Annotated in this window: 25 protein-coding genes; 9 read left to right on the top strand and 16 right to left on the bottom strand. The window is 66.3% G+C overall.

Translation table 11 applies throughout. The features are described from left to right. Positions 1-2: 2 nt before the first annotated feature. The 3 genes from ABD017_RS03965 to ABD017_RS03975 all read left to right on the top strand — a co-directional run bounded on the left by ABD017_RS03965 (position 3) and on the right by ABD017_RS03975 (position 3102). Entirely contained in the window at positions 3-146 is a 144-nt protein-coding gene (locus tag ABD017_RS03965) for a hypothetical protein (protein WP_343880351.1), read from the top strand. A gap of 264 nt (positions 147-410) precedes the next feature. Then, positions 411-740, top strand: coding sequence for a GNAT family N-acetyltransferase (locus tag ABD017_RS03970; RefSeq protein WP_343880353.1), 330 nt, complete (start codon positions 411-413; stop codon positions 738-740). Positions 741-1002: 262 nt separating this feature from the next. Further along, entirely contained in the window at positions 1003-3102 is a 2100-nt protein-coding gene (locus ABD017_RS03975) for a PAS domain-containing protein (RefSeq protein WP_343880356.1), read from the top strand. Positions 3103-3126: 24 nt separating this feature from the next. Here the strand turns inward: ABD017_RS03975 and ABD017_RS03980 are convergent, their stop codons facing one another. The 3 genes from ABD017_RS03980 to ABD017_RS03990 all read right to left on the bottom strand — a co-directional run bounded on the left by ABD017_RS03980 (position 3127) and on the right by ABD017_RS03990 (position 6437). Next, positions 3127-4347: a PQQ-dependent sugar dehydrogenase gene (locus ABD017_RS03980; RefSeq protein WP_343880358.1), complete on the bottom strand. Its 1221-nt coding sequence runs from the start codon at positions 4345-4347 to the stop codon at positions 3127-3129. Positions 4348-4579: 232 nt separating this feature from the next. After that, entirely contained in the window at positions 4580-5356 is a 777-nt protein-coding gene (locus ABD017_RS03985; protein ID WP_343880360.1) for a ThuA domain-containing protein, read from the bottom strand. 214 nt (positions 5357-5570) lie between these two features. Further along, on the bottom strand, positions 5571-6437 hold the full coding sequence (locus ABD017_RS03990; RefSeq protein WP_343880362.1) for an NF038132 family protein: 867 nt from the start codon (positions 6435-6437) through the stop codon (positions 5571-5573). 261 nt (positions 6438-6698) lie between these two features. Between ABD017_RS03990 and ABD017_RS03995 the strand changes: the two genes are divergently transcribed. Together ABD017_RS03995 and ABD017_RS04000 are read left to right on the top strand one after the other, a co-directional pair. Next, positions 6699-7103: a YidH family protein gene (locus ABD017_RS03995; RefSeq protein ID WP_343880364.1), complete on the top strand. Its 405-nt coding sequence runs from the start codon at positions 6699-6701 to the stop codon at positions 7101-7103. 156 nt (positions 7104-7259) lie between these two features. Then, positions 7260-7718: a MarR family winged helix-turn-helix transcriptional regulator gene (locus ABD017_RS04000; protein ID WP_343880366.1), complete on the top strand. Its 459-nt coding sequence runs from the start codon at positions 7260-7262 to the stop codon at positions 7716-7718. 3 nt (positions 7719-7721) lie between these two features. Here ABD017_RS04000 and ABD017_RS04005 read toward each other — a convergent pair whose 3' ends face one another. The 3 genes from ABD017_RS04005 to ABD017_RS04015 form a co-directional block, all read right to left on the bottom strand. Next, positions 7722-8132 carry an ester cyclase gene (locus tag ABD017_RS04005; protein WP_343880368.1) on the bottom strand — a complete coding sequence of 137 codons (411 nt, stop codon included), beginning with the start codon at positions 8130-8132 and terminating at the stop codon, positions 7722-7724. 161 nt (positions 8133-8293) lie between these two features. Then, entirely contained in the window at positions 8294-8908 is a 615-nt protein-coding gene (locus tag ABD017_RS04010) for a PEP-CTERM sorting domain-containing protein (protein WP_343880370.1), read from the bottom strand. A 226-nt stretch (positions 8909-9134) separates the two neighbouring features. Beyond that, positions 9135-9515: a hypothetical protein gene (locus tag ABD017_RS04015; RefSeq protein WP_343880372.1), complete on the bottom strand. Its 381-nt coding sequence runs from the start codon at positions 9513-9515 to the stop codon at positions 9135-9137. Positions 9516-9621: 106 nt separating this feature from the next. On the opposite strand from ABD017_RS04015, the gene ABD017_RS04020 reads away from it, so the two are divergent. Continuing rightward, positions 9622-10119 (top strand): lipocalin family protein, encoded by a 498-nt coding sequence (locus tag ABD017_RS04020; RefSeq protein WP_343880374.1) that lies wholly within the window; start codon positions 9622-9624, stop codon positions 10117-10119. A gap of 29 nt (positions 10120-10148) precedes the next feature. Here the strand turns inward: ABD017_RS04020 and ABD017_RS04025 are convergent, their stop codons facing one another. The 5 genes from ABD017_RS04025 to ABD017_RS04045 all read right to left on the bottom strand — a co-directional run bounded on the left by ABD017_RS04025 (position 10149) and on the right by ABD017_RS04045 (position 14710). Continuing rightward, complete coding sequence (locus ABD017_RS04025; RefSeq protein WP_343880376.1) at positions 10149-10670, bottom strand: DUF2894 domain-containing protein; 522 nt, start codon at positions 10668-10670, stop codon at positions 10149-10151. Next, a complete protein-coding gene (locus ABD017_RS04030) occupies positions 10660-11325 on the bottom strand; it encodes an OmpA family protein (RefSeq protein ID WP_343880378.1) in 666 nt (221 codons plus the stop codon). Before ABD017_RS04030 ends, ABD017_RS04025 begins: the two co-directional genes overlap by 11 nt. 97 nt (positions 11326-11422) lie before the next feature. Beyond that, on the bottom strand, positions 11423-13510 hold the full coding sequence (locus ABD017_RS04035; protein ID WP_343880379.1) for a DUF802 domain-containing protein: 2088 nt from the start codon (positions 13508-13510) through the stop codon (positions 11423-11425). 11 nt (positions 13511-13521) lie between these two features. Next, positions 13522-14178, bottom strand: a complete 657-nt coding sequence (locus ABD017_RS04040) for a DUF3348 family protein (protein WP_343880381.1) — start codon at positions 14176-14178, stop codon at positions 13522-13524. Positions 14179-14227: 49 nt separating this feature from the next. Next, entirely contained in the window at positions 14228-14710 is a 483-nt protein-coding gene (locus ABD017_RS04045; protein ID WP_343880383.1) for a pyridoxamine 5'-phosphate oxidase family protein, read from the bottom strand. A gap of 178 nt (positions 14711-14888) precedes the next feature. On the opposite strand from ABD017_RS04045, the gene ABD017_RS04050 reads away from it, so the two are divergent. Next, a complete protein-coding gene (locus ABD017_RS04050) occupies positions 14889-16796 on the top strand; it encodes an NPCBM/NEW2 domain-containing protein (protein ID WP_343880385.1) in 1908 nt (635 codons plus the stop codon). A gap of 48 nt (positions 16797-16844) precedes the next feature. Here ABD017_RS04050 and ABD017_RS04055 read toward each other — a convergent pair whose 3' ends face one another. Both ABD017_RS04055 and ABD017_RS04060 read right to left on the bottom strand, forming a co-directional pair. Further along, positions 16845-17294 carry a DUF421 domain-containing protein gene (locus ABD017_RS04055; RefSeq protein WP_343880387.1) on the bottom strand — a complete coding sequence of 150 codons (450 nt, stop codon included), beginning with the start codon at positions 17292-17294 and terminating at the stop codon, positions 16845-16847. A gap of 8 nt (positions 17295-17302) precedes the next feature. After that, positions 17303-17809, bottom strand: coding sequence for a hypothetical protein (locus tag ABD017_RS04060; protein WP_343880389.1), 507 nt, complete (start codon positions 17807-17809; stop codon positions 17303-17305). Positions 17810-18055: 246 nt separating this feature from the next. On the opposite strand from ABD017_RS04060, the gene ABD017_RS04065 reads away from it, so the two are divergent. Next, positions 18056-20374, top strand: a complete 2319-nt coding sequence (locus ABD017_RS04065) for a hybrid sensor histidine kinase/response regulator (protein ID WP_343880656.1) — start codon at positions 18056-18058, stop codon at positions 20372-20374. Positions 20375-20410: 36 nt separating this feature from the next. Here ABD017_RS04065 and ABD017_RS04070 read toward each other — a convergent pair whose 3' ends face one another. The 3 genes from ABD017_RS04070 to ABD017_RS04080 form a co-directional block, all read right to left on the bottom strand. Then, positions 20411-20767 carry a DUF1428 domain-containing protein gene (locus ABD017_RS04070; protein WP_343880391.1) on the bottom strand — a complete coding sequence of 119 codons (357 nt, stop codon included), beginning with the start codon at positions 20765-20767 and terminating at the stop codon, positions 20411-20413. Positions 20768-20831: 64 nt separating this feature from the next. Then, complete coding sequence (locus tag ABD017_RS04075; RefSeq protein ID WP_343880393.1) at positions 20832-21683, bottom strand: DoxX family protein; 852 nt, start codon at positions 21681-21683, stop codon at positions 20832-20834. 150 nt (positions 21684-21833) lie between these two features. Then, positions 21834-22313: a VOC family protein gene (locus ABD017_RS04080; RefSeq protein ID WP_343880395.1), complete on the bottom strand. Its 480-nt coding sequence runs from the start codon at positions 22311-22313 to the stop codon at positions 21834-21836. A gap of 184 nt (positions 22314-22497) precedes the next feature. Between ABD017_RS04080 and ABD017_RS04085 the strand changes: the two genes are divergently transcribed. Then, on the top strand, positions 22498-22902 hold the full coding sequence (locus tag ABD017_RS04085; protein WP_343880397.1) for an EF-hand domain-containing protein: 405 nt from the start codon (positions 22498-22500) through the stop codon (positions 22900-22902). The last annotated feature ends 58 nt before the right edge of the window (positions 22903-22960 follow it).

The raw sequence follows: 22960 nt of genomic DNA on the forward strand, positions 1-22960 counted from the left end.
AGATGCTGAAGAACCTTTTCGCCCTGATCGGCGTGGCCGTGGCCATCAAGAAGGTTGGTGACTGGTACATGGACTACCAGGCGCTGCAGGAGGAGAACCGTGAGTTGAAGGCGGAGTGCAGGGGGCGGCAGGAGGCCGCTTCCTGAGGGGGCGCGAGTGGGGTTGAGGTGAGTCGTGCCCTCTCCCCCGGCCCCTCTCCCGCAAGCGGGAGAGGGGAGCAAAGCCGGGGAGCTGCAGGCCATTCTGCCGCAGGAGTAAAGTGAACTGCCCCGGGTTCAGTGGAGGCTCCAACTCTCGGAGAGTGGGGTCCTGAGCAAGTCCACGAAGTTTCCCCCTGGGGTTCGTGAACGTGCCATGTGCATGGTGCATGCTGCCGTCGTCGCCACGAGTTCAAACCGAGGAACCGCACCATGACCGACGTTCACATCACCCGGAAAGAACACGGCCGGCATGGCCGCTATGTCGCCACGGTGGCCGGTATCGAGGCCGAAGCGAAGCTGGTTTTCACGCATCGCGGGCCGGGGCTGATCAGCGCGGACCACACATTGTCGCCGGAGAGCCTGAAGGGCACCGGCGCGGCGTCGGCCCTGGTCGATCGGCTGGTCAGCGACGCGCGCGGGCAGGGGTTCCGGATCATTCCGTTCTGTCCCTATGTCCGTGCGCGCTACCTGAAGAACCCGGCCTGGCAGGACGTGATGACGGTGGTGCACGGCGTAGTGCCGGAGCCTTGCGCCGACTAGCGTGGCCCAAACCGGCCGGAGGACCATGGCCGTTTGCCTGACGGCCCAAGACGGCTGCCACGCGCAGGGAAATCCATGGCGCATCGAGCCGCGGTGTGTGGATAGCCTTGCATCGGCAGGTGATAGAGTGGCCCGATACGGCCTCACGTCGCTACCGCGGTGAACCCCGATCCCCTCGTGGCCCCCAGCGACAGCACGTCCGTAGCGGCTGCTACAATGCCCGACGGCCGGAGTCCTTCCGCCCGATTGATAGGGCGGGGCGATGGTCGATTTTCAGCAAGTGTTCGAACATGCACCGGTGCCATTGATGGTGCTTGATCGTCAACTGCGTTACGTAGCCGCCAACCGTGCCTATCTGGAAGTTACCGCCAGCACGCTGGAAGCCCTGATGGGGCGTTGTCTCTTCGACGTGTTTCCGGACGAACCAGGCGATTCAAACCGGCACAGCGCCGAGATGTTGCGGAGCTCGCTGGAATGCGTATTGGCCACCGGGCGCGCGGACACGTTGGCGCTCATTCCATACAAGGTGCCGCAACGCTTCGAGCACGGTACGCAACTGGTAGACCGCTACTGGAGCGCAACCCATACCCCGTTGCTCGACGAGCGCGGCGAAGTGGCCTGGGTGTTGCAACATACCGAAGACGTCACCGAGCTGCATACCCTGCGCCGTGCAGCGGCCGTGGCGCAGATGAGCGATGAGCGCCTCGTCGGCGACGAACACGTGGGTACGCGCGTGCTGGCGCGGGCGCGCCGCGTGCAGCAGGAGAACGTGCTGTTGCTGCGTGAGCGCGAACGCCTGCAGTCGCTGTTCGAGCAGGCGCCGGGGTTCGTCTGCATCCTGCGCGGGCCGGATCATGTGTTCGACATCGCCAATGCTGCTTACCGCACCATGGTTGGTCGCCAGGATGTGATCGGCAAACCGTTGGCGCACGTGCTGCCGGAGGTGGTAGAGCAGGGGTTCACGGCGCTGCTCGACAGCGTTTCGACTTCCGGCCATGCCTATGTGGGACAGGCATTCCGCGTGATGCTCGAGCGTGACGGTGTAATGAGGGAATTCTTCCTCGATTTCATCTACCAGCCTATCCATGAGGCCGACGGCAGCGTTTCCGGCGTGTTCGTGCAGGGCAACGACGTGACCGACCGCGTATTGGCACACAAGCAGTTGCTGCAGCAGCAGGAGCACCTGGAAGAACTGGTGCAGCAACGCACCCGCGAACTGGCCGACGCCGAGGCGGCACTGCGCCAGGCGCAGAAGCTGGAGGCGGTCGGGCGCCTCACCGGCGGCATCGCGCACGACTTCAACAACCTCCTGCAGGTGGTCAGCGGCAACCTGCAACTTCTCGAGGACAACGTGCAGGACAACCCCGCGGCACGGCGTCGACTCGCTAACGCAAGCATGGCCGTTGACCGCGGTGCGCGACTGGCCTCGCAACTGCTGTCGTTCGGCCGGCGTCAGCCGCTGCAACCCCAGGCCGTGGATGTGGCCGAACTGGTAGGGGGCATGGGCGACATGCTGCAGCGCGTACTCGGCGGTGCGATCGAATTGACCGTCCGTACGGGAGAGCATTTGTCGCGCGCATGGGCGGATCCGGCGCAGATGGAAAATGCGCTGCTCAATTTGGCCATCAATGCCCGCGACGCCATGCAGGGCGAGGGACGGATCCTCATCGAAGCCGACAACGCGGCCATTCGCGCCGAGGCCGCAGCGGGCGAGTTGCCGGTCGGCGATTACCTGCGGCTGTCGCTCAGCGACGACGGCTGCGGCATGTCATCCGAAACCCTCGCCCAGGCATTCGAGCCCTTCTTTACCACCAAGGCCGAAGGTCAGGGCAGCGGTTTGGGCCTGAGCATGGTCTACGGTTTCGCCAAGCAGAGCGGGGGCCACGTGGCCATTGCCAGCGCGCCCGGCAAAGGAACCACCGTAACGCTTTACCTGCCCCGTGCGAAAGCGTCGGCCGACGTGGTGCCCCCGGCACCGGTGGTGCCCGGCGCAGGGGGCAGCGAAACCATCCTGGTGGTCGAGGACGACTCGCAGGTGCTAACGACCGTGGTGGAGCTTCTGGGTGAGCTTGGCTACACCGTGCTGACGGCAGGCAATGGCGAGGAGGCGCTGGCGGTGCTGGCTTCGGTCCCATCGATCGATTTGCTGTTTACCGATGTCATGATGCCCGGACCCGTCAAGGGCATGATGGTCGTCGATGAGGCACGCAAACGTCATCCGCGCATCGCGGTGCTGCACACCTCCGGTTATCCGCGCGAAGGCATCATCAAGGACGGCTTCCTCAACCAGGGGGTACACCTGCTGGGGAAACCCTACACCCGCGAGGCGCTGGCGAGCGCCTTGCGCCAGTTGCTCGACTGACCGGGCACTGGCTGCTCGGCTGTATCACCGCGGTGCAAGCCGATACAAGCCGCCGGGTTTGGCATCCTCCACCATCCACAGCGAGCCGTCCGGCGCTTCCTCGATATCGCGCACGCGTTTGCCCACGGCCCAGCGATCGACGGCAGTGGCGCCGCCCTTGCCATCGAACGTGACGCGGATGATGGCTTCGCTGGCCATGCCGCTGATCAGCGCACTGCCGTTCCATTGCGGGAACATGCTGCCCTTGTAGAACATGATGTTGCCCGGCGCGATGATCGGCACCCAGTAGATCACCGGCTTGACGAGGTCGGGACGGGTGTCGGGGCTGGGGATGGGCACGCCGTCGTAGTTGACGCCGTAGGAGACCAGTGGCCAGCCGTAGTTCTTGCCGCGCTTGACCAGGTTCAGCTCGTCGCCGCCGCGCGGGCCGTGCTCGAGTTCCCACAGCCGGCCATCGGGACCGAAGGCGAGGCCGTAGGGCGTGCGAAAACCGGTGGCCCAGGTTTCGGCGGGCGTGAGGTTGGGGCCGGTGAAGGTATAGGTGCTGACGACCGGCGCTTTTTTGGCCGCCTCGGTATCGGCGGGCGGATCGATCAGCGGAATGGTGCGGGCAGCGACCTTGCCGGCCCACGGGTTGCCTGGCGCGGGTTTGCCATCCAGCGTGAGCCGCAGGATCTTGCCGACCGGCTGGTCGGGGTCTTGCGCGGGGGTGAAGCGCTGGCGGTCGCCCACGGTCAGGAAGAGGTATTTGCCGTCCGGTGAGAACGCCACCGCGGCGCCGGCCTGGCCACCCTTGCCGGAGGGCACTTGGCGCCACAGCACCTGGAAGTTGTCCAGCCGCGGTTGCTTGCCATCCAGCACCAGTTGGCCGCGCCCCAGCGCCAGGCCGCCGCCGTATTCGCCCGGTGCCACATAGGTGAGATAGACGTTGTGGTCCTTGGCGTAATGGGGCGAAAGGTAGACGCCAAGCATGCCGTTCTGGCCCTGGAACCAGCTGGCCGGCACGCCCTCGAGTCGGGTTTTGACGCCTTGCGGCGTTACCAGCTGGACGCGGCCGACTTTCTCGGTCACCAGCATGCGGCCGTCGGGCAGGAAGGCGATGCGCCAGGGCAGGTCGAGGCTCGCCACCCTGGTGATGGTGAAGGGAAGGTTGGGATCGGCGGGCTGATCGCCTGCATTGGTCTGTGCATGAGCGGTCGCTGTCAGCAGGGCTGCCAGGAGAACCGCGTTTGCCAGCTTCATCATGTGCCTGTTTCCTTGCGTCCGAATGATCGAACATCTTAATGCGCGGCAGCGGCATGGTGCGATGCCTTGCCCTCGCGTTCACCACGGCGGATTTCCCCGGGGAGCTGCCGTGAGCCAGTACGCGACAACGAAACGGGCGCCGTTGCCGGCGCCCGTCTTGTCGTGTGAGGACCCGCCGCTATCGCAGGCGGTCACAATGCGGCCTGGCGTGATCGACTCAGGGGAGCGGGACTCAGCATTTGTCCGCCCGGCCGGTCACGTAACGCAATCCGCGCAACAGATGCGCGCGGAATACGGGGTCGGCGTACTGCGCGTCGGTGTGCCCGAGGCCGGTGTACCAGGCGCGTCCGCCCAGGCGATTGGAGCACCAGGCGATCGGGTGGTCGGCACCCATCGTGCCGCCCTGGTAGCGGCTTTCGTCCACGATGGCGATCACGTTGACGTTGGCGCGCGGGTTGCTCCGGTAGTTGTACAGCTCGTCGGTGGTTTGCCACTCGCGTGGCAGCGGCGTGGCGTCGCCCTCGAACCGCACCAGGGTGGTTTGCAATCCCTTGGGATGGCTACGGAACCAGGCGCCGACGAGGCGGCCATACCAGGGCCAGTCGTACTCCGTATCGGCCGCGGCGTGGACGCCCATGTAACCGCCACCCTTGGCAACGTAGCGTTCGAACGCCGCCTGCTGGGTGTCGTCCAGCACGTCGCCAGTGGTGCTGAGAAAGACCACGGCGTCGAAACGGCTGAGGTTGGCATCGTCGAACAGCGCGGGATCGTCGCTGTCGGTTACCGCGACGCCTTCGGCCTGCGCCAGTTTGCGCAACGCCTGCACGCCGGTGGGGATGGATTCGTGGCGGTAACCCGCGGTGCGTGTGAACACCAGGATGCGCGAGGTTTTCGTGGGCGTTGCAGCGGTATCGGCCTTGCTGGCCTTGGTGGCGACAGGGGCTGTGCAGCCCGGCAACAGCACCGTGGCCCACGCCAGGCTTGCGATAAGGATCAGTGTCTTGTGCATCTGCCAAGTCTGCCCTGCTTTGGCCCCGGATGCACTCCAGCGACCCCCAGGGGGGATTGCTCATTACCGCGGCGCCAACGAGGTCGACTGTCGCGGCATGCTCGGAGCAGGGAGTTCGCCCGCTTCGAGCTGAACGTGGGCCGATTTCCGCGGCAGCCTTGAAAAAACAACCCCGTTCCCGGGGTTGTTTTCCTTCAGCCAGCCAAGTGGTGAGTCAGGCCACGCGCCGGCGCAGTCCTGCAAGGGCGCCGATCAACAGCAGGCCCAACCCGAACATGCCCAGTTCAGCCGGTTCGGGCACATCGGTGATAGGTGTCCCGTCCACGGTCACGCCGGACATGGCAAGGCCGGTGTCCCAGCCATGGTCCTGCCAGTTGGTAACGCCGATCTGCAGGTAGTAGTTGCCCGCCGTGGCGATCGTGTAGTTCGCGTTGACCCAACCGGTGTAACCGCAACCCGCGGCGTAACACGAGCCGGAGCTCCCTCCCAGCGCAGACCAGATGGGTGCGCCTCCGGTGATGGTGACGGAGGCTGGCGTCAGCACCGCGTTCACTGGCGGCATGCCAACTCCAGGCACGATATTGCCGCTGCCCTGCGTTCGCGCCGTGAACAGCAGGCTTTCCAGGGTGCCAGATGAATTGAACAACGCTGCCCAGGCGTAGTCGGCCCAGGTATTGCTGCCGTCCGCGGTCACGAAATTGAAAAAGAAATCCAGGTTGGTACCTGCATTGGCCGCGAAAATCGAGGTGGCCAAGGTAGACCCGTTTGTCTCGCTCCCGAGCAGGCCGGTGGGTAATCCGCCTACGCCATCTTGTCCTCCTGACGTCGATATCCACTGGTACGACGCGTTGCCATTGGGTGGCAACGTCACCACGCCATCGGCGCCCGCTGTGCCGCACGAGCCAGCGCAGGTCCAACCGGCCGGGACGGGTGCGGCACTTGCGATGCCGGAAAGCAGCAGCCCGGCGAGCAACGCCGCGCTGACGCCAATTGCCTTTCTCAACATGTTCATGTCGATCGATCCATTTTTGCGTTCTCCCCCTGCGGTCGGGCCGAAAGCAATTACCATGCCACGGATCATTTTGTTTTCCAATCAATGACATGCATTAGCCGCTGCGCATGCTTCCGCCCCGAAAATGTAAGGTTTTGGGGACGGCCATCCAGCCTATGCCGGTCGGCCAGCGGCGCATGTATACGCACCCGGGCCAGCGGTTCCCGGGATGGCTTTCGACGTCGCCGATGCACCCCTTGCTGGCATGCTGCGGGCTTTCCCGCGACGCGCGACTTCATCATCACGAGCGACGCCATGACAGAAAACAAAAGAGCAGCGGAAGCACCTGCGATGCTCGCCAGAAGCGCGAGCAAGCTGGAACAAAGCGCAAGGCGGCGTACCGACAGGGCGGACCGTCGCACCGAACTGGCAGCGGACCGCACGATATTTGCTGCCGAACGGACGTACGCGGCATGGGTCCCGACCGGACTGGCCGCATTGGCCTCGGGCGTCGGTGCCAAGGCCTTGCTGGAAGACGTGGTGGAGCCCTGGCTGGCCAGCGCCACGGCGTCGATGCTGACGCTTTTCAGCGCGCTGTGTTTTATCGCGGCAGTGTGGCGCGAGCTCGATCCCGGCGCGCCACCGCCGCATCCCGATATCCGGCGATTGCCGCCCTGGTTGCTGATCAGCGTCAACGGATTTCTGGTACTGGTGTCGCTGGCCGCGCTGGTTGGCATCTGGGTGGTGCGCGCCTGATGCACTGGCCCGACCGGGTGGCCATACACTGGCAATGTTCCCGCGCGGCGGCCAGTGGGCCCGACAGCCGGTTGAATGCCGCACTTCGATCCAGACGGCACCGTCGTTCCCCAGTGACGGGCGATGGCGATGCCGGGCAGAAACAGCAGAGAGACCATGACTTCGCAAAAAACGGAAAGCCGGCCATCCTCCGACGCCATGGCCCTGGCCGAGGAACTGCGCCGGTCCATCGGCACGTTCGTGCGTGCGATCCGCCAGAAAACGGCGACCGGGAGGTCGGCGCCGTCGGAAACGCTCGGCCTGCTCGAACGCGAGGGTGCGATGAGCGTGGCGGCCCTGGCGCAGCGGCGCAGCGTGACGCATCAGTCGATGCGCGTCGTGGTGGCGCAATTGATGGCGACCGGCCTGGTCGATCGGAACCCCGACCCCGGCGATGGTCGCAGCTGGCTGGTGTCGTTGTCCGACGCCGGCCGTGCGCAGCTCCTGCGCGATCGTGACGTTCGCGCGGCGCGGATCGGCCAACTGCTTGATGCCACGCTCACGGCGGCGGAACAGAAACGGCTTCGTGCGTCGGTCGACTTGCTCGACCGCATCAGTGCCGCGGCAGGCGACTGACGGTCAGCCTTTCAGTTGCGCAAGCGCGGCCGCCAGCGTGTTCATCCCCCAATGCTCCACGTAGCGGCCATCGGCGAGGCGCACGATGTCGATCACGTCGATGGCGATCGTCCGTCCCGTCGCTTCGACACCCATCAGCGCGCCAACGTGGATGCCGGTCACCGTCTTGCGTGTGGTGACCTTGTCGTCCTCGGCCATCTGATCGTGGATGGTCACCTGCAGATCGCCCAGCGCCGGGCGCAGCACGTTCGCAAACGTATGCCACAGGCTCTCCGGGCCGTTCGACGCGCCCGGCGGCGCTGAACGATTGACGAAGTCCGGGCTGACCAACGCGTCGAACGACGCGCGGTTTCCGTTGGCAATCACCTCTTCGTTGAACCGCCGCACCACGGCTTTGTTATCGTCCGACGACATGACTCGCTCCGGTTTGTCTGCCAGGAAATTATACAGTTTACCTGTACAACTATTTCTGGTGAACACCATCACGCCGGAGCGCTCGCGTCACTGTCGGGCCCGAAAACAGACAACCCCCGTTGCCGGGGGTTGTCGGGGGGCAGCTCGAGTGGCGGTCAGCGTCAGTTGTAGCGCCGACGCAGGCCCACGAACGCACCCATCATCAGCAAGCCCAAACCGAACACGCCGATGGCGGCGGGTTCCGGAACGGGGGTTGGCGCGTTCAGGCCGAGGGTCACGTTGTCGAAGCCGAACACGAAGCCCTTCGTCCCTCCGAAGACCACCGATTTGGCGAGGCCGTTGAAGGTAAGGTCGAGGAAATCCCAAGGCAGAGCCGGATTCAGATCAGCCTGGGCCAGCTTGTTGCCTTGGCCGTTTTCACCGCTGAAAACAGTGACGCTGGCATTGTGGAGCAAATTCAGATTGTAAAAGTTGAATGACAGTCCGCCGGTGAAACCGTCCGCAATAGTCATCGTAGCCTTGTTTTTCACCAACAGTCCCGCAAAGTCATCTCCCACGGTCGCGTTGTCCCACATCACGCCGTAATCCGGACCGCCACATTTCCGGAACAGGATGCCGCCGCTCGTGCAGCCACCGTCGTAGTAGCTGTTCACCTTCGTCAGGGCAGTGAGTCCTTCGAAGTCCATGGTGATGGGCGCGGCGGTGACGCTGCCGCCGGCCAGCAGGCCGGCCAGCAACACGAGAGCGGTCCCGGCTTTTTTCTTGAAGAAGTTCATGTTGGTCTCGGCATGTTGGTCTGCCCCTCCGGTTGCTCCGGCGAGGTCTGCCTGAAGCAAGCAAAGGTCGTGCCTACCTTCAGGGCGTATATGTTTCAATGACTTGCCTAAAAATGGTGGGACACCAGCGAAAGGGTCTGTAAACCATTTCGACACTGCCGACGGCCGGGCGTCAGGGCCACGGCGTCGATGGCCACGCCACGGGATTTTTGACGCCCGGACGGGGTCAGCCGCCGGTGTCGCGCCGTCGCAGCGTGTCGCGAATGCAGGCCTCCGCCGCATCACGGATAGCGGGCCGGTTGCGCGAGCCGTTCGGACGGACGATCCGCTGCGGATCGATGTGGGCCAGCAGGAGTTCGGCGTCGCCCGGCGCGCGCGCATCCAGCGGCAGGAAGAGGGCGGCGATGTCGCCGCTGTAGGGTGTCGTCCGGTCCACGCGCCCATCGGGCGCAAGGCCCGAATGCAAGGCCTTGGAGGCGTAGTGCCCACGCGGTTGGTCGTCCAACCGCAGCACATGGAAGTCGTGGGCGGTCAGCGGATAGCGGAAGTAGTACGCGATGTTCCGCTGCCGTCTCAAGGCATCCAGATCGATATCGTCCCAGGCCATGCGGCGATTGTGCACGCCACGCGCGAACGCGGTGTCACGGCCGCTTTGTCGCCGCCTTCATCGCCGCTCGGCGAAGCTGCGCTCTCCCATTTTTCGAGGCCAATGCATGGACCGCCCGCCACCGCCCACCGTCTCATCGCTGGATCTGGATCGCTACCTCGGCACCTGGTACGAGATCGCGCGATTGCCGATGCGCCACGAGCCACCCGACTACACCGACATCAGCGCCAGCTACAGCCGCCAGCCCGACGGCACGATCCGCGTGGACAACCGTGCCTTCAACGGTGAAGGCGAGCTGGAGGAATCGACGGGTGTGGCGACGTTTGCCGATGCGGCCGAACCGGGGCGCCTCGAGGTGACCTTCCTGCCGGAGGGACTGCGCTGGATTCCGTTCACCAAGGGCGATTACTGGATATTGCGCGTGGACGATGGCTATCGCACCGCGCTGGTCGGCTCGCCGGACTATGCGTACCTGTGGCTGCTGCACCGGGAGCCGGAACTGGACGCGGCCACGCGCGACACTTTCCTGGCCTACGCGCGCTCGCTCGGCTACTCGCTGGAGAAGCTGGTGCATACACCCCACACGGGTCGGCGCACGGCCTGAGGCGCGCTCTCCGTGAATCAGGGCAACGCTCAACCGCGTGGCTTGCGTCTCGCGCGCTTCTTTCGGGCGGCTGCCGATCCGGCATCGGCGCCTTGACGATCCAGCTGCTCCAGCCACGCAAGGTCATCGACGTAGGCCAGGAAGGCGCGCAGGTAACCCGGCGAAAGTTCGCGCATCAACGCGATGGCGCGGCTGGCCAGCGCGGTGGAATTGAGCGGCCCGGCGTCGGTGGGGATATCGGCGACGGATCGGGACAACTGGCTGTCGGCGCGAAGCGTGGACCAGAGTTGGCGGAAGTCGGCCAGCGCGGGGATATCCGGATACGCCGTGCCGTGCGGTGAGGATTCGCGGTCGAGCCGCGCGACGAGGTCGCGCAAACCCGGCTGCAACGCGGCGCGCGGCGTCTGCCCGGGCGCGGGCGTGTCGCACGCGCGCCATTCGGCCAGCCGCGACGCCACCGCGCGCCGCGCTTCGCCTTCGAGGCCGATGGCGCGCCGTTCCATCGCCGCGATCAGGTGGGCGCGGATGGCCGCGGCGGTATCAGGATGCATGGTCTGGCGGGCTGTTCTGCGCCGCGGCGTTGGCCGCCGACGAGCGCGGGATCGGGGCGATTTCCACCCGGCGGTTCTTCGCTCGACCGGCCTCGTCGGTATTGGCGCTGACCGGTTGCTGCGCGCCGAAGGCGGCGGCGAACACGGCATTGGCGGGCACGCCGGCGGCGATCAGCGCGCGGGTGACCGTGAGCGCGCGCTGTGCCGAGAGCTCCCAGTTGTCGGCGAACGCGCGGTTGTTGCCGTGCACGGGCTGGTCGTCGGTGAAGCCGCTGACCATCAGCAGTTCATCGCGCGATCGCAGGTACTGCGCCAGCGGCGCGGCCAGGCTCTGGACGAGCTGGCGGCCTTCGGGCTGCAACTGGTCGGAGTTGAGCGCGAACAGCAGGTTGCCGCGGATGCCGATGCGGCCGTTTACCAGGGTCACGCGGCCTTGCGCCAGCGGCGTGGCCAGCGCCTGTTCCAGCGTGGTGCGGCGTTGCTGTTCGGCCAGGCGCTGCCGCTCGGCCACTTCAAGCTTGTGCGAAAGCTGCAGTTGCACGCCGATCACGCCAACCAGGATCAGCACGAACACGCCCAGCAGCACCGACATCAGGTCGCCGAAGGCCCAGATCGGCGCGGTGGATTCGGCGTCGGCTTCGATGTCGTGGCTCATGGCGCGCAGAACCGGTGCAGGAGCGCAGCCTGTGCGCGATCGGGCGGGCAGGACGGTCGCGCACAGGGTGCGCTCCTGCAGGCGAGGTGGCGTGCTGTCATGCCTTGGTCGCCTTGCCGCGACCGGCAAGCTGCTGCATGTCGGCGATGATCTGCTGTTGCGAGAGCACGCTGAGTTCGACCACTTCCTTCGCCTGCGCCACGTAGTAGGCGAGCTGTTCGTCGCTGCGCGCGAGCGAGCTGTCCAGCGCGGCGGCGATCTGCTGCAGGCGTTCCATCAGCGCGTCATTGGCCTGGCCAAACTGTGTCACGCCGGCGCCGAAGGCTTCGCCCAAGCTGGCCACTTCGACGGCGCTGGCGGTGACCTGGGCGGCGGCGGTGTCGAGCTTGCCGGTTTCGGTTTCGATCTGCGCGGCGAAGCGGGTGCCGACGCGGTCGAGCAGGTCGGCCGAGGTGCTGACCAGGGCGTCGACGGCGCTGCGCTGTTCGGTGGAGGCGTGGTTTACGGCGTCGAGCAGGGTTTCCAGCGTGGCCAGCAGGCGGCCGCGCTCCTCCAGCATGGCGGTGTCGCGCACCATGCTATCGGACAGTTTCTGGCGCAGCTCGCCGACGACTTCGGCGGCCGCGCGTGGCGCCTCGGCGGCGGCGTCGACCAGCCGGGCGATCTCGGCGAGAGTGCGGTTGGCGGCGGCTTCGGTTTGCGTGGCGATGGTGCCGGCGGTCTGTTCCAGCGCGTCGCAGATGGCGTGTTGGCGGGCGGCGTTGGCGTCAGCAGCGGCCTTCCACTGCGTACCCAGTTCGGCGCTGATGGCATCGAGCTTCTGAGCCCACGCGGACAGGCGTTCCTCATCGCTGCTCTGCAATGCTGATTGCAATTCATCATGCGAACGGTCGACTGCCTGCACCAGTGCGGCCGCGTGCGACGCGAAGGTTTCGCTGGCGGCGGTCAGCGCCTGGCGGTTGCGTTCGGCCAGTTCGGCGTGGACCGCGTCCTGTTTCGACAGGGCGCTTTGCCAGGCGTCGCCGGCGCGATCGGCGCTGGCATCCAGGCGGGCGGCTACGCCATCGAGCAAGGCGGACGAGCGCTGCTCGAAGGTGTCGGCGAAGCGGGCGAGGGCGTCGCCGAGATCCCTGGCGTGGGCCTCGCTGGTCTGACGGTGCTGGGCCAGCGCGTCGTTCCAGATGCCGGTGACGGTGCGCGCGCTGGTGTCGAAACCGGCGGCGAGGCCATCGAGCTGGCGTTGCACGGCATCGCCCACGCTGGCCTGGAGGGCGGCACTCTCGCGGGCCAGGCTGGCGAGCGTGGATTCGACCACTGGTTGCAGCACGCTGGCAGCGGCGCGCGCGCAGTCGGTGACGCTGGCCTGCAGCGACTGCTCGACCGAGCGCGCCAGTTGCGTGTACACCTGTTCGGTGTGGCGGTGGAACGCTTCGCGATCGGCGTGCTGGCGCTCGTGGGCGGCGGCGCTCTGCTGCTCCAGCGTCGCGGCCATCGCCTGCAGGCGCTCGACCAGGGCGGGCATCGCCGCGGCCTGCTGCTGCAGCAGGCGGAAGGCCTCCTCGCGCTGGTGCGCCTGCGAGTGGATGCGCAAGGTGGTGGCGATACTGGCATCCAGCATCTGCACGGTTTCCAGCCGTTCGCGGCGGACCAGCGCCGAGAGCAGGCCGAGCATGGCCGAACTGGCGACGCCGGCGATGGAGGTGCCGAAGGCGAAGGCCAGGCCGTTGACCGGCGCGGCCAGCGAGCCGCGGATGGCCTGCAGGTCGCTGGCGCTGCCCAGCGCCGTGCCGGTGCCGCGCAACGTGGCCATCATGCCCAGCAGGGTGCCGAGCATGCCCAGCAGCACCAGCAGGCCGACCAGGTACGGCGTCATCGCCGCCGCCGGCAGCGCGGTGCGCTCGCCTTCGACGCGCAGGCGCACGGCGTGGCGCAGACCCGGATGCAGGCGCTGCAACCAGCGGCCGAGTTCGGCCGGTGGCGCGGTCAGTTCGTCCACGGCCTGGCGCAACGTGGCCGTCGCCTGGCGGTAGCGGAACAGCTCGTAGGCGCCGGCGAGATAGCAGGCGCCGATCAGCAGCGCGATGGCCGTGCCCAGCAGGTTGTTGCCGATGTAGCCGGCCACGATCCAGCCGATCGCGGCGAGGCCCAGGGCAAATACGGAAAGAAGCAAGGGACGTTTGAACATGGTGTACCGGGTCAGGAGGTGCGCAGCGCTGCGAGCAGCGCGTCCACCGGTTGGAAACGAAGATCCAGCTCGGCCAGCAACACGCTGCGCATGTCGCGGCGGAAGTTGTCGAGCCAGGTGGTTGAGGCGTCCCCGGCGGCACGCAGGCGTTCGAAGCGCTGGCCCAGCAGCTCAGGCACCCTGGCCAGCAAGACGTGCTCGCGCGGGGTGAGCACCGCCTCCATCGCGGCGTCCACCTCGGCCAGCGGAGCCATGCCGGGCCATGTCGCCAGGGCGTCGCGCAACTTGCCGCGCAGGCGGCCCACCGTGGCCTGCGTGGCGCGCTGGCGGCCGAGGCAGAGCTGGCGGAACGCGGTGTAGTCGGGTTCGGCGGGGGCTGGCGTCGTACCTGCCAGCAGCGGGTCGCCTTTGATCGCCGCCGTCAACGTCTGGCGAGCCTGCGCGCACTCGGCGTGCAGATCGTCCGGCGCCGTGGCGGTGGCGCCAGGTTCGGTTGGCCGGACGTCGAGGGCGGCGGCCAGGGCCAGTGCGTGTTTCCAGTCCAGCCATCGGCCCAGCCGGTCAGGCAGCGACGGGCCGGGGGGCGCCAGGTCGGTCGCGGTGAGGCGTGCCAGCAGGCGGATGAAGGTGGGCCCGCGAACCGGCGGGCGAAGGACGGCTTGGGCCATGCGCTCGGGAGCAAATCGAGCAGTTTAACCCGGCCGGGGCCGCGCCGTGTCAGCGCAGGTCGACGTCGCCCACCTTGTCCTTGTAGTCGTCCCTGGGGTCGGTCCCGAACAGCATCTTCATCCCGGCCAGCATGTTGGATTCGTTGAGCCAGACCTCGGCGTGCTCCGGATCGAAGCGCAGCAGCACCAGCTTGGGATCGTCCTTGCCGTCGAACCAGGCGGCGATGAACGGGTTCCACAGGCGGTCGATGACGTCGCGATCCTGGTCCACCGACAGGTTGCCGTGGATGCTGGCGAACAGCTCGTGGCCCTTGGCGCTGAAGGCGGCGATCGCGCGGCGGCTGCTGGACAGGTTGTCGACTACGGCGTTGGGTTTGCCGACGAAGAACCAGATCGGCCCGTGCTGGCCCTCGACCATCGCCGTCATCGGGCGCGAGTGGCCATCCTCCACGCCGTCCAGGCCCAGCATAACGGTGCGGTCGGAGGCGAGGGCGTTCCAGAGTTTCTCTTCGAGGGTCTGCTCGGTGCTCATGTGACGCTCCTGCGCGATGGCCGTGGCGGCGGAAGGAACGTTCTAGGTGATGGCCCGTGAAATCCGCGAAACCGCCAGCGCAGCGCCGGCCGGCCATCGCCATCCCGATCGATCCCGCGCGCTGGGTACAATCGATCGCCAACCTCCGCCGCGCATCCAACAGGGAAACAGACGCCCCATGCTCAAGGCTCCGCTGCTCGCCTTCACTTTTCTTGCCGCCACCATGTTGATTGCAACGACAGCCGCCCAGCCGGTCGACCCGCTTGCACCGGCGGGACATTGGACCGGCGCCACGGCGGGACGCGCCGCCACGCCGCCGATGGGCTGGAATTCGTGGAACGCGTTCCGCACCGACGTCGACGAGGCCAAGGTGATGGGCACGGCGAAAGTGCTGGTGGACAGCGGCCTGCGCGACCTGGGCTACCGCTACGTGAACATCGACGACGGCTGGTGGTTGAAACGGCGCAGCAGGGACGGGCGCATGCAGGTGCGCACCTCGATCTTCCCGTCGGCGAAGGTGGGTGGCAGCGAGGGCTCCAGCTTCCGTCCGTTCACCGACAAGCTGCACAGCATGGGCCTGAAGGCCGGCATCTATACCGACATCGGCGGCAATGCCTGCTCGCAGGCGTATGACCTGCATTCGCCGAACCTGCCCGAGGGCACCACCGCCGAACGGCAGATCGGCCTGCGCGACCACGTGCAGCAGGACATCAAGCTGTATTTCGCCGATTGGGGCTTCGACTACATCAAGGTCGATGCCTGCGGCATCAACGTGTACGGCGCGGACAGCCCCGTCGTGAAGCAGTACAAGTACAACGTCTATCCGCCGCTGATCGACCAGGCCAGCATCAACCGCACGAACATCCCGGCCGTGCGCGCGCTGTACCAGCAGGTGGCCGATGCGCTGGCCGCCAGCAATCCCGATGGCGATTACGTCTATTCCATCTGTGCCTGGGGTGCGGCCGACGTGCGTTCGTGGGGCAAGGACGTGGGCAATCTGTGGCGTACCAGCGGCGACATCACGCCGCAGTGGTCGCGCATGCTGCATACCTTCGACAGCGCCTCCACGCGCGCGTTGTACGCTGGGCCAGGCCACTGGAACGACCCGGACATGCTGTTCGTCGGCCACGGCGATTTCGACGTGCACCATCTCACCGAGGCGCGCACGCATTTCTCGCTGTGGGCGATGATCAACGCCCCGCTGATCATCGGCTACGACCTGCGCCATGCGCCGCCGGCGCTGATGGACATCTGGTCGAACAAGGACATCGTGCGGCTCAACCAGGACAGCGGCGGCCACCAGGCGGTGCTGGCCTACGATTCGGACGACGTGCAGATCTTCGTCAAGACGCTGAGCGATTCCGGCACCAAGGGCGTGTTGCTGTTCAACCGCGGGCTAGTGCCGGCCAGGATCACGGTGACGCCGGCGCAGCTGAAGATGGTGGGCGACGTGGCGCTCACCGATCTGTGGTCGAAGAAGACCATGATGCTTGCCGGCGACGCATTGACGCTCACGCTGCAGCCGCGCGAATCGCGCGTGTTCGAGGCCCGCGGCAAGCGGCAGCTTGCCGATGGCATGTATCTGTCGGAAATACCCGGCGCCATCAACATCGCCCGCGATGGCGTGACGGTGTCCGTGCCCGATCCGGTGATCCACCGCATGGCCAATCCGTGGGGCACCACGACCAACGGCGGCGAGCGCCCGACCTATGCCGGCTGGGGCGGCGCCCGCGCCGATGCCACGCCTTACGACCAGGCATTGACCGTGGACGGACACGTCTTCACCAGCGGCATCGGCATCCTGGCCAATTCGCGCATGGAAGTGAAAGCCGATGGCTTCAAACGCTTCCAGGCAAAGGTGGGCGTGGACGATTCCACCCGCAACCTGAAAGACCAGGTGGTGTTCCAGGTGTTCGGCGATGGCCACCTGTTGGCGCAGGCCACGGCGGCCTACGGGCAGCCGGCGCAAGCGCTGGCGGCCGACCTTGCCGATGTGAAAATCGTCGAGCTTGTGGCGCGCAACGCCGCTCAGACCAGCGACCTTCCACTCGTTGTCAGCTGGGGCGATGCGGCGCTGGTGAAATGACGCGGCGAACGCGCGCCAAGGTCGCCGCGGGTTCCATTGGCGCTGGCATCACGAACCGTCGCGCGGCACGATCGAGATCGTGCCGTCGTTCTCGACCGCGGCATGCTTGACCTGGTCGAGACGTTCCAGCCCGTGCGAGGTGCGCGCGGCGGTCATCACCTCCGCTTCGTCCACGCGCATCTTGTCGGCGGTGCGCTTGTCCCAGCGGCCGTCGCGCACCACCAGAACCGGCAGGCCTTCCAGCCAGCGGCTGGCGGTGGACGAGTAGTGTTTCAGCACCGACAACGCGATGCTCAGCCCGACCAGGGTCATGATCAGCAGGAAGGCGTTGGTGACCGAATGATCGCTGTCCACCATGGCCTGCTGCGTGGTTTCGGAAATGATCAGCAGCAGCACCAATTCGAACGGCGAAGTCTGCGCGAGCGTGCGCTTGCCCGCGATGCGAAAGATCAGGAACAAAAACGCATAGACGACGACACCGCGCAGGATCGATTCCATGGCTGTCCTCAGGGCAAGATGATCTGGTCGATGACCAGGGGTTCGGCGCCTTGGGTGCGGACGCGCCCGCGAACGTGGCCGAAGGTGGCTGGCTTGAACTGGAACTGCAATCGCGCGGGCGGGCCTTCCGCGCCGTCCATGGCGAAGACGAACTCGGTATAGCCCGGTCCGGCGCGCGTCTGCACGGGTTCGGGCAGGATCGATTCCATCTCCACCTCGTCCAGCAGCGCATCGTCGAAGCGCAGTCGCAGTTCGCCGTTGCGTGCCAGCGATGCGTCGGCCTGGAAGTGGTACTCGGTCGGTGCGCTTGCGCGCTGCAGGCGGTCGTATCTCACCATCAACGCGCCCTGCGTCCCCACCTGCGTCCGGCTCAGCGGGCCGTAGCCGAGCAAACCCAGCAGCCCGGCCAGCAGCAGCATCGCCATCACCGCCCAGCCCGCACGCTCGAATCGCCATTCACGCCGCTGGTAGGTCAAATCCTCTTCGATCGGGATGCTTCGATTTGTGGTTGGCACCGCGCGATCACCTGTCGACCAAGCCTTTTGATACGACCGTCGGCGCCTGCGTTGCGTGAAAGCGGCGGCGTTTGCGCCGAGAAAGGCCCGGCATCGAGCGCACGTTATGGCTGGAAGCGCTCGCCCTGTGCGGATCATGCGCCGCGTTGTATGGTTTGGCTTTGTGTCAGCGCGCTGCGATCCGCCGTGGATCAGGTGGCCAAGACCCGGCTTGACGTGTGATCGCTTGAGGAAAATCTAGTGGATATGGGTGATCACCATCGTCTTCTCGTGGAATCGATCGACGACGTCGCCGTTTACATGGTCGGGCGCGACGGGCGCATCGAAACGTGGAATCGCGGTGCCGAATGCCTGATCGGCTACGCCTCGGACGAGGCGATCGGCATGCCGGTGGCCAGGCTCTATCCGCACGCGGAAGTGACCGGCGCGCTGTCTGACGCCCGGGACGCCTGCCAGGACGGCGGAAGCATGCGGAAGATCGAGGGTGCGCTGCGGCGCAAGGACGGCTCGCAGTTCGTGGCATCCATCACCGTGAAGCCGGTTTGCGACGACGCCGGATCGCTGCTTGGCTGGTGGGAGGTCGCGCGCGATCTTTCCCAGCAGAAGGCCGAAGCCAACGCACACGAATTCACCGAGGAGCAGTTCCGTCGGCTGGTGCACAGCGTCATCGACTACGCCATCTACATGCTCGATCCGGATGGCTACGTGCAATCGTGGAATGCGGGTGCGGAACGGATCAAGGGCTACAGCGAGAAGGAAATCCTGGGACGGCACTTCTCGACCTTCTACACCGAGTCCGACCGGGCCGCCGGCGAACCGCAGCGTGGCCTGGCGCACGCGCTGGAGCACGGGCGTTTCGAGAACAAGGCCTGGCGCATGCGCAAGGATGGCTCGCTGTTCTGGGCGCACGTGGTGATCGATCGGGTCGACGACAACGAGGGCAACCCGATCGGCTTTGCGAAAATCACCCGCGACGCGACGGAAAGCCTGCGCGCGGAGGAGGCGCTGGAAGAAATGCGGCGGGCCTTCCACCAGGCGCAGAAGATGGAGGCCATCGGCCAGCTCACCGGCGGCGTGGCGCACGATTTCAACAACCTGCTGCAGGTCATCAGCGGCAACCTGCAGCTGCTGAACGATGACGTCGCCGGCAACGATCGCGCCAGGCGGCGGCTGGCCAACGCGATGGCCAGCGTGGCGCGCGGCTCCAAGTTGTCCTCGCAGCTGCTCGCGTTCGGTCGCCGCCAGCCGCTGGCGCCCAAGGTCGTCAACCCGGGCAAGCTGATCCGCGACATGGACGACCTGTTGCGGCGCACGCTGGGCGAAGGCATCGAGGTCGAGACCGTCGTCAGCGGAGGGCTCTGGAACACCTCGGTCGACCGCACCAACCTGGAGAACGCCATCCTCAACCTGTCGATCAACGCACGCGATGCGATGGAAGGCCAGGGGCGGTTGACGATCGAAGTGGGCAATGCCTATCTGGACGACGAATACGCCCGCCGCCAGCACGAGGTGAAGGCCGGCCAGTACGTGCTCATTGCGGTAACCGATACCGGCTGCGGCGTGGCCCCGGAGTTGGTTGAAAAGGTTTTCGAGCCGTTCTTTTCCACCAAGCCGGAAGGGAGCGGAACAGGACTCGGGCTGTCCATGGTCTACGGCTTCGTCAAGCAGTCGGGTGGGCACGTCAAGATCTACAGCGAAGTCGGCTACGGCACCACGGTGAAGATCTACCTGCCGCGCTGCACGCAGGGTGAGGAACAACAACCGGTCGATACCTCGACCGAAGTGCGCCGAGGCACGGAAACGATCCTGGTGGTCGAGGACGACGAAGCGGTGCGGGAGACGGCCGTCTCGCTTTTGCGCAACCTGGGTTATCGCGTCCTGCAGGCGCCGGACGCGCGCAGCGCGCTGTCGGTCATCGAGAGCGGCGTGGCGCTGGATCTGCTGTTCACCGACGTGGTGATGCCCGGAACGATGCGCAGTCCCGAACTCGCCGCGAAGGCGCGCCAGCGCATGCCAGACATCGCGGTGCTGTTCACCTCGGGCTACACCGAAAACAGCATTGTCCACGCCGGTCGGCTCGATGAAGGCGTGGAATTGCTGAGCAAGCCCTACACGCAGGAAGCGCTGGCCCTCAAGGTGCGTCAGGTACTTTCGGCGCGGGCGCGGACCGCGCCCGCCACCGATGGGCGGCATGCGAACGCGCAGTCGTCGAGGATACTGTTGTGCGAGGACGACGCGTCCATCCGCCTGACGGTCAAGGACATGCTGGAGTCGCGGGGCTATGTCGTGGTGGACGTGGGGTCGGCGGAAACTGCCATCGAGGCGTACCGGCGGGAAAGCATCGGCCTGCTGGTCACGGATCTGACCCTGCCCGGGACGTCCGGCATCGACCTCACGCAGAAGCTGCGGCAAATCGATCCCACACTGCCCGTGGTGTTCACCACCGGCCGTTTCGACAAGGACGCCGGGCTGCTCGATGCACGGACCAAGGTGCTGCTCAAACCCTACAGCGGCGATGCGCTGGTGCAGACGATCTCCCAGCTGCTGGGCCCCGGCGCGCCTTGACCAGGCGAATGCCCGATCGGCGCCAGCCTTGCGCAGCTAGCCGGGCAGGCTGACCACGGGGCTGAAGCTCCCGAAGATCATGCGCTTTCCGTCAAACGGCATGTCGCCGGCGCCGTCCACGCGCGGGTCCTTCATGAAGCTCGCCATGCCGGCGTCGCGGGTGGCCTTGTCGGGCCATTCGATCCATGCGAACACCACCGTTTCATCCGCGGTGGCCTGCACGGCGCGCCTAAAGTCGGTGAGCTTGCCCTCGGGCACGTCGTCACCCCAGCACTCCATGACCCGGGTGGCGCCGAATTCCAGCAGGATGGTGTCGAAGGTGGTGGCGTGCGCGATGAACGCCTCGCGTTTGGCGTTGGGAACCGCGAGAACGAAGCCGTCGATGTAGGGCATGGTTGTCTCTTGGACGGGGCGGACGACAAGTCCGCGTTCGGGTAGTGGCAGGCCGGACAGACAGTCAGCCGGCCGGCGCTTGCAGTGGCGGCTGTGGATCAGGTGTCGAGAGCCCGCGCCGCCGGCCGGGCCGATCCAGCCAGGCCGCGTTGCGGTAGCCCTCGGCCGCCGCCCAGGCACCGATGGCGATGGCCGAGGACATCAGGAACGGTGTCCAGGTTTCGTTGCCCGGCGCGGCGATCAGCCCCGGCAGCCAGATGACGAGGGTGATCACGCTCAGCATGCCGGCCTCCAGCACCACGGCCAGACGTGGCCAGACGCCGAGCAGCAAGGCCGCCGCGGCGAACAGGCTGGCGGCGCCGGTGAGATACGCCCAGCCGAGGTGCCACGGCAGCCAGCCCGGCATCAGGGCGACCGTTTGCGGGGCGTAGAAAAAATGCGCCAGGCCGATCGGCACCAGCGACAGCGCGAGCAGCCATTGCGCCGGGCGCGTGCCCCGACGAGTGCGCAAGGCCAGCAGCGTCCACGCACCGGCGAGGATCAAGGTGATTTCCGCCAGCCCCAGCCAGGTAGCCTCCATGCGCGGCACCGTCAGCACGGCGGGCAACTTCAGCAGCACCACCCACAGCAGCAGAAGCGCCACCAGCACGATCGATGCCGCCGTTGCCGTTCGACGTATCAGCAGCCCGAGGCCGGCGATCAGTTCCACCACGGCAACGGCAATCGCAAGGCCGCCCGCGGCGGGCAGGTCGATCGGGAGGTGTTGCCAGACGCCGGCAAGGTCACCGTAAACCAGCCCCCGGATACCAAGCCCGATCATGACGAGTGCGAGCAGGGCCTCGCCCAGGTCGGGGTATGGCGACGTCGGGGAGCGGAGATGGTCGCCCGGACGGGCGGGACGCGCACTGGCGGGCATGGAACCCCCTTCTGGATTGGCGTTCGGACTATCTCGCTGGAATCGACTTGCTGTCGCGCTTGCCCGTGGTGGACGTCGCGAGCATAACGCTCCTGCGCGGCGGATGGGCGGCCAAACGGACCGGTTGCCGGCAGCAAAGCCGGTGGCCGGTCAGCCGCGTCGTGCGGCCTCGATCGCGGCGATGTCGATCTTGGTCATCGTCATCATGGCGTCGAATGCGCGCCTGGCGGCGGCGGGGTCGGCGTCGGTGATCGCGGCCGTCAGGGCGCGCGGGGTGATCTGCCACGACAGGCCCCACTTGTCCTTGCACCAGCCGCACTCGCTGGCCTGGCCTCCGTTGTCGATGATGGCGTTCCACAGGCGGTCGGTTTCGGCCTGGTCGTCCGTGGCCACCTGGAATGAAAACGCCTCGTTGTGCCGGAATGCCGGGCCACCGTTCAAGCCCAGGCAGGGGATGCCCATGACCGTGAACTCGACCGTCAGGACATTGCCCTGCTTGCCGGCCGGATAGTCGCCGGGCGCGTGATGCACGGCGCCCACGGTGCTGTCGGGGAACGTTCTGGCGTAGAAGTTGGCGGCATCCAGGGCGTTGTCGTCATACCAGAGGCAGATCGTGTTCTTGCTGGGCATGCGGTTTCTCCCGGCGGCGGATGGTGGCGAAAGACACCGTCTTACCAGAATTGCGCGTATCGCGTGCTGAGCCTTTCCTTTTCTTCACTCCAGCGCGCGCTATGCTGGGCCGGCCAGCCCGGGCGGCGCATCACGGGTCGGCATTCCCGACTCGTCGCAAGAGTCGCTTATCAGGAGACGATCCATGGAAAGAAACGGAATGGCGTGGCTCTGTGTCGCTGCGGCGATGGCGGTTTCCACGATGACGGGCGCCTGGGCACAAACGACGCAGGCAAAGAGTCCGGGCGACGCGTTACCCGACTTCAGCCAGCTCGACAGGAACGGGGATGGCGAGGTCAGCCGCTCGGAGGTGCCCGAGCATCTGCGCGATCTGCGTGCGTACTTTGCCCAATACGGGGGCGGTAACGACCATCGCCTGTCGCGAGCGGAATATGAAAACTACGTGGCGCGCGTCAGCAACGCGGCTTGTGAAAGCGGTCAGTTCATCAGATCCGCGTCTTGCCCGGCCAGAGGCCCCGCTTCGAGTGGCTTCAAGAATGTGCCGGCGCCCCAGCACGCCAGGACGCTTCCCTCCGGCAACGCCAGATAACACCGCCCAAAAGGCGGTGCATTGCGTCGTGCACCGCCTGCTTCCAATGCCGCATCAG

The organism is Rhodanobacter caeni (genome assembly GCF_039523575.1).
Lineage (GTDB): Bacteria > Pseudomonadota > Gammaproteobacteria > Xanthomonadales > Rhodanobacteraceae > Rhodanobacter > Rhodanobacter caeni.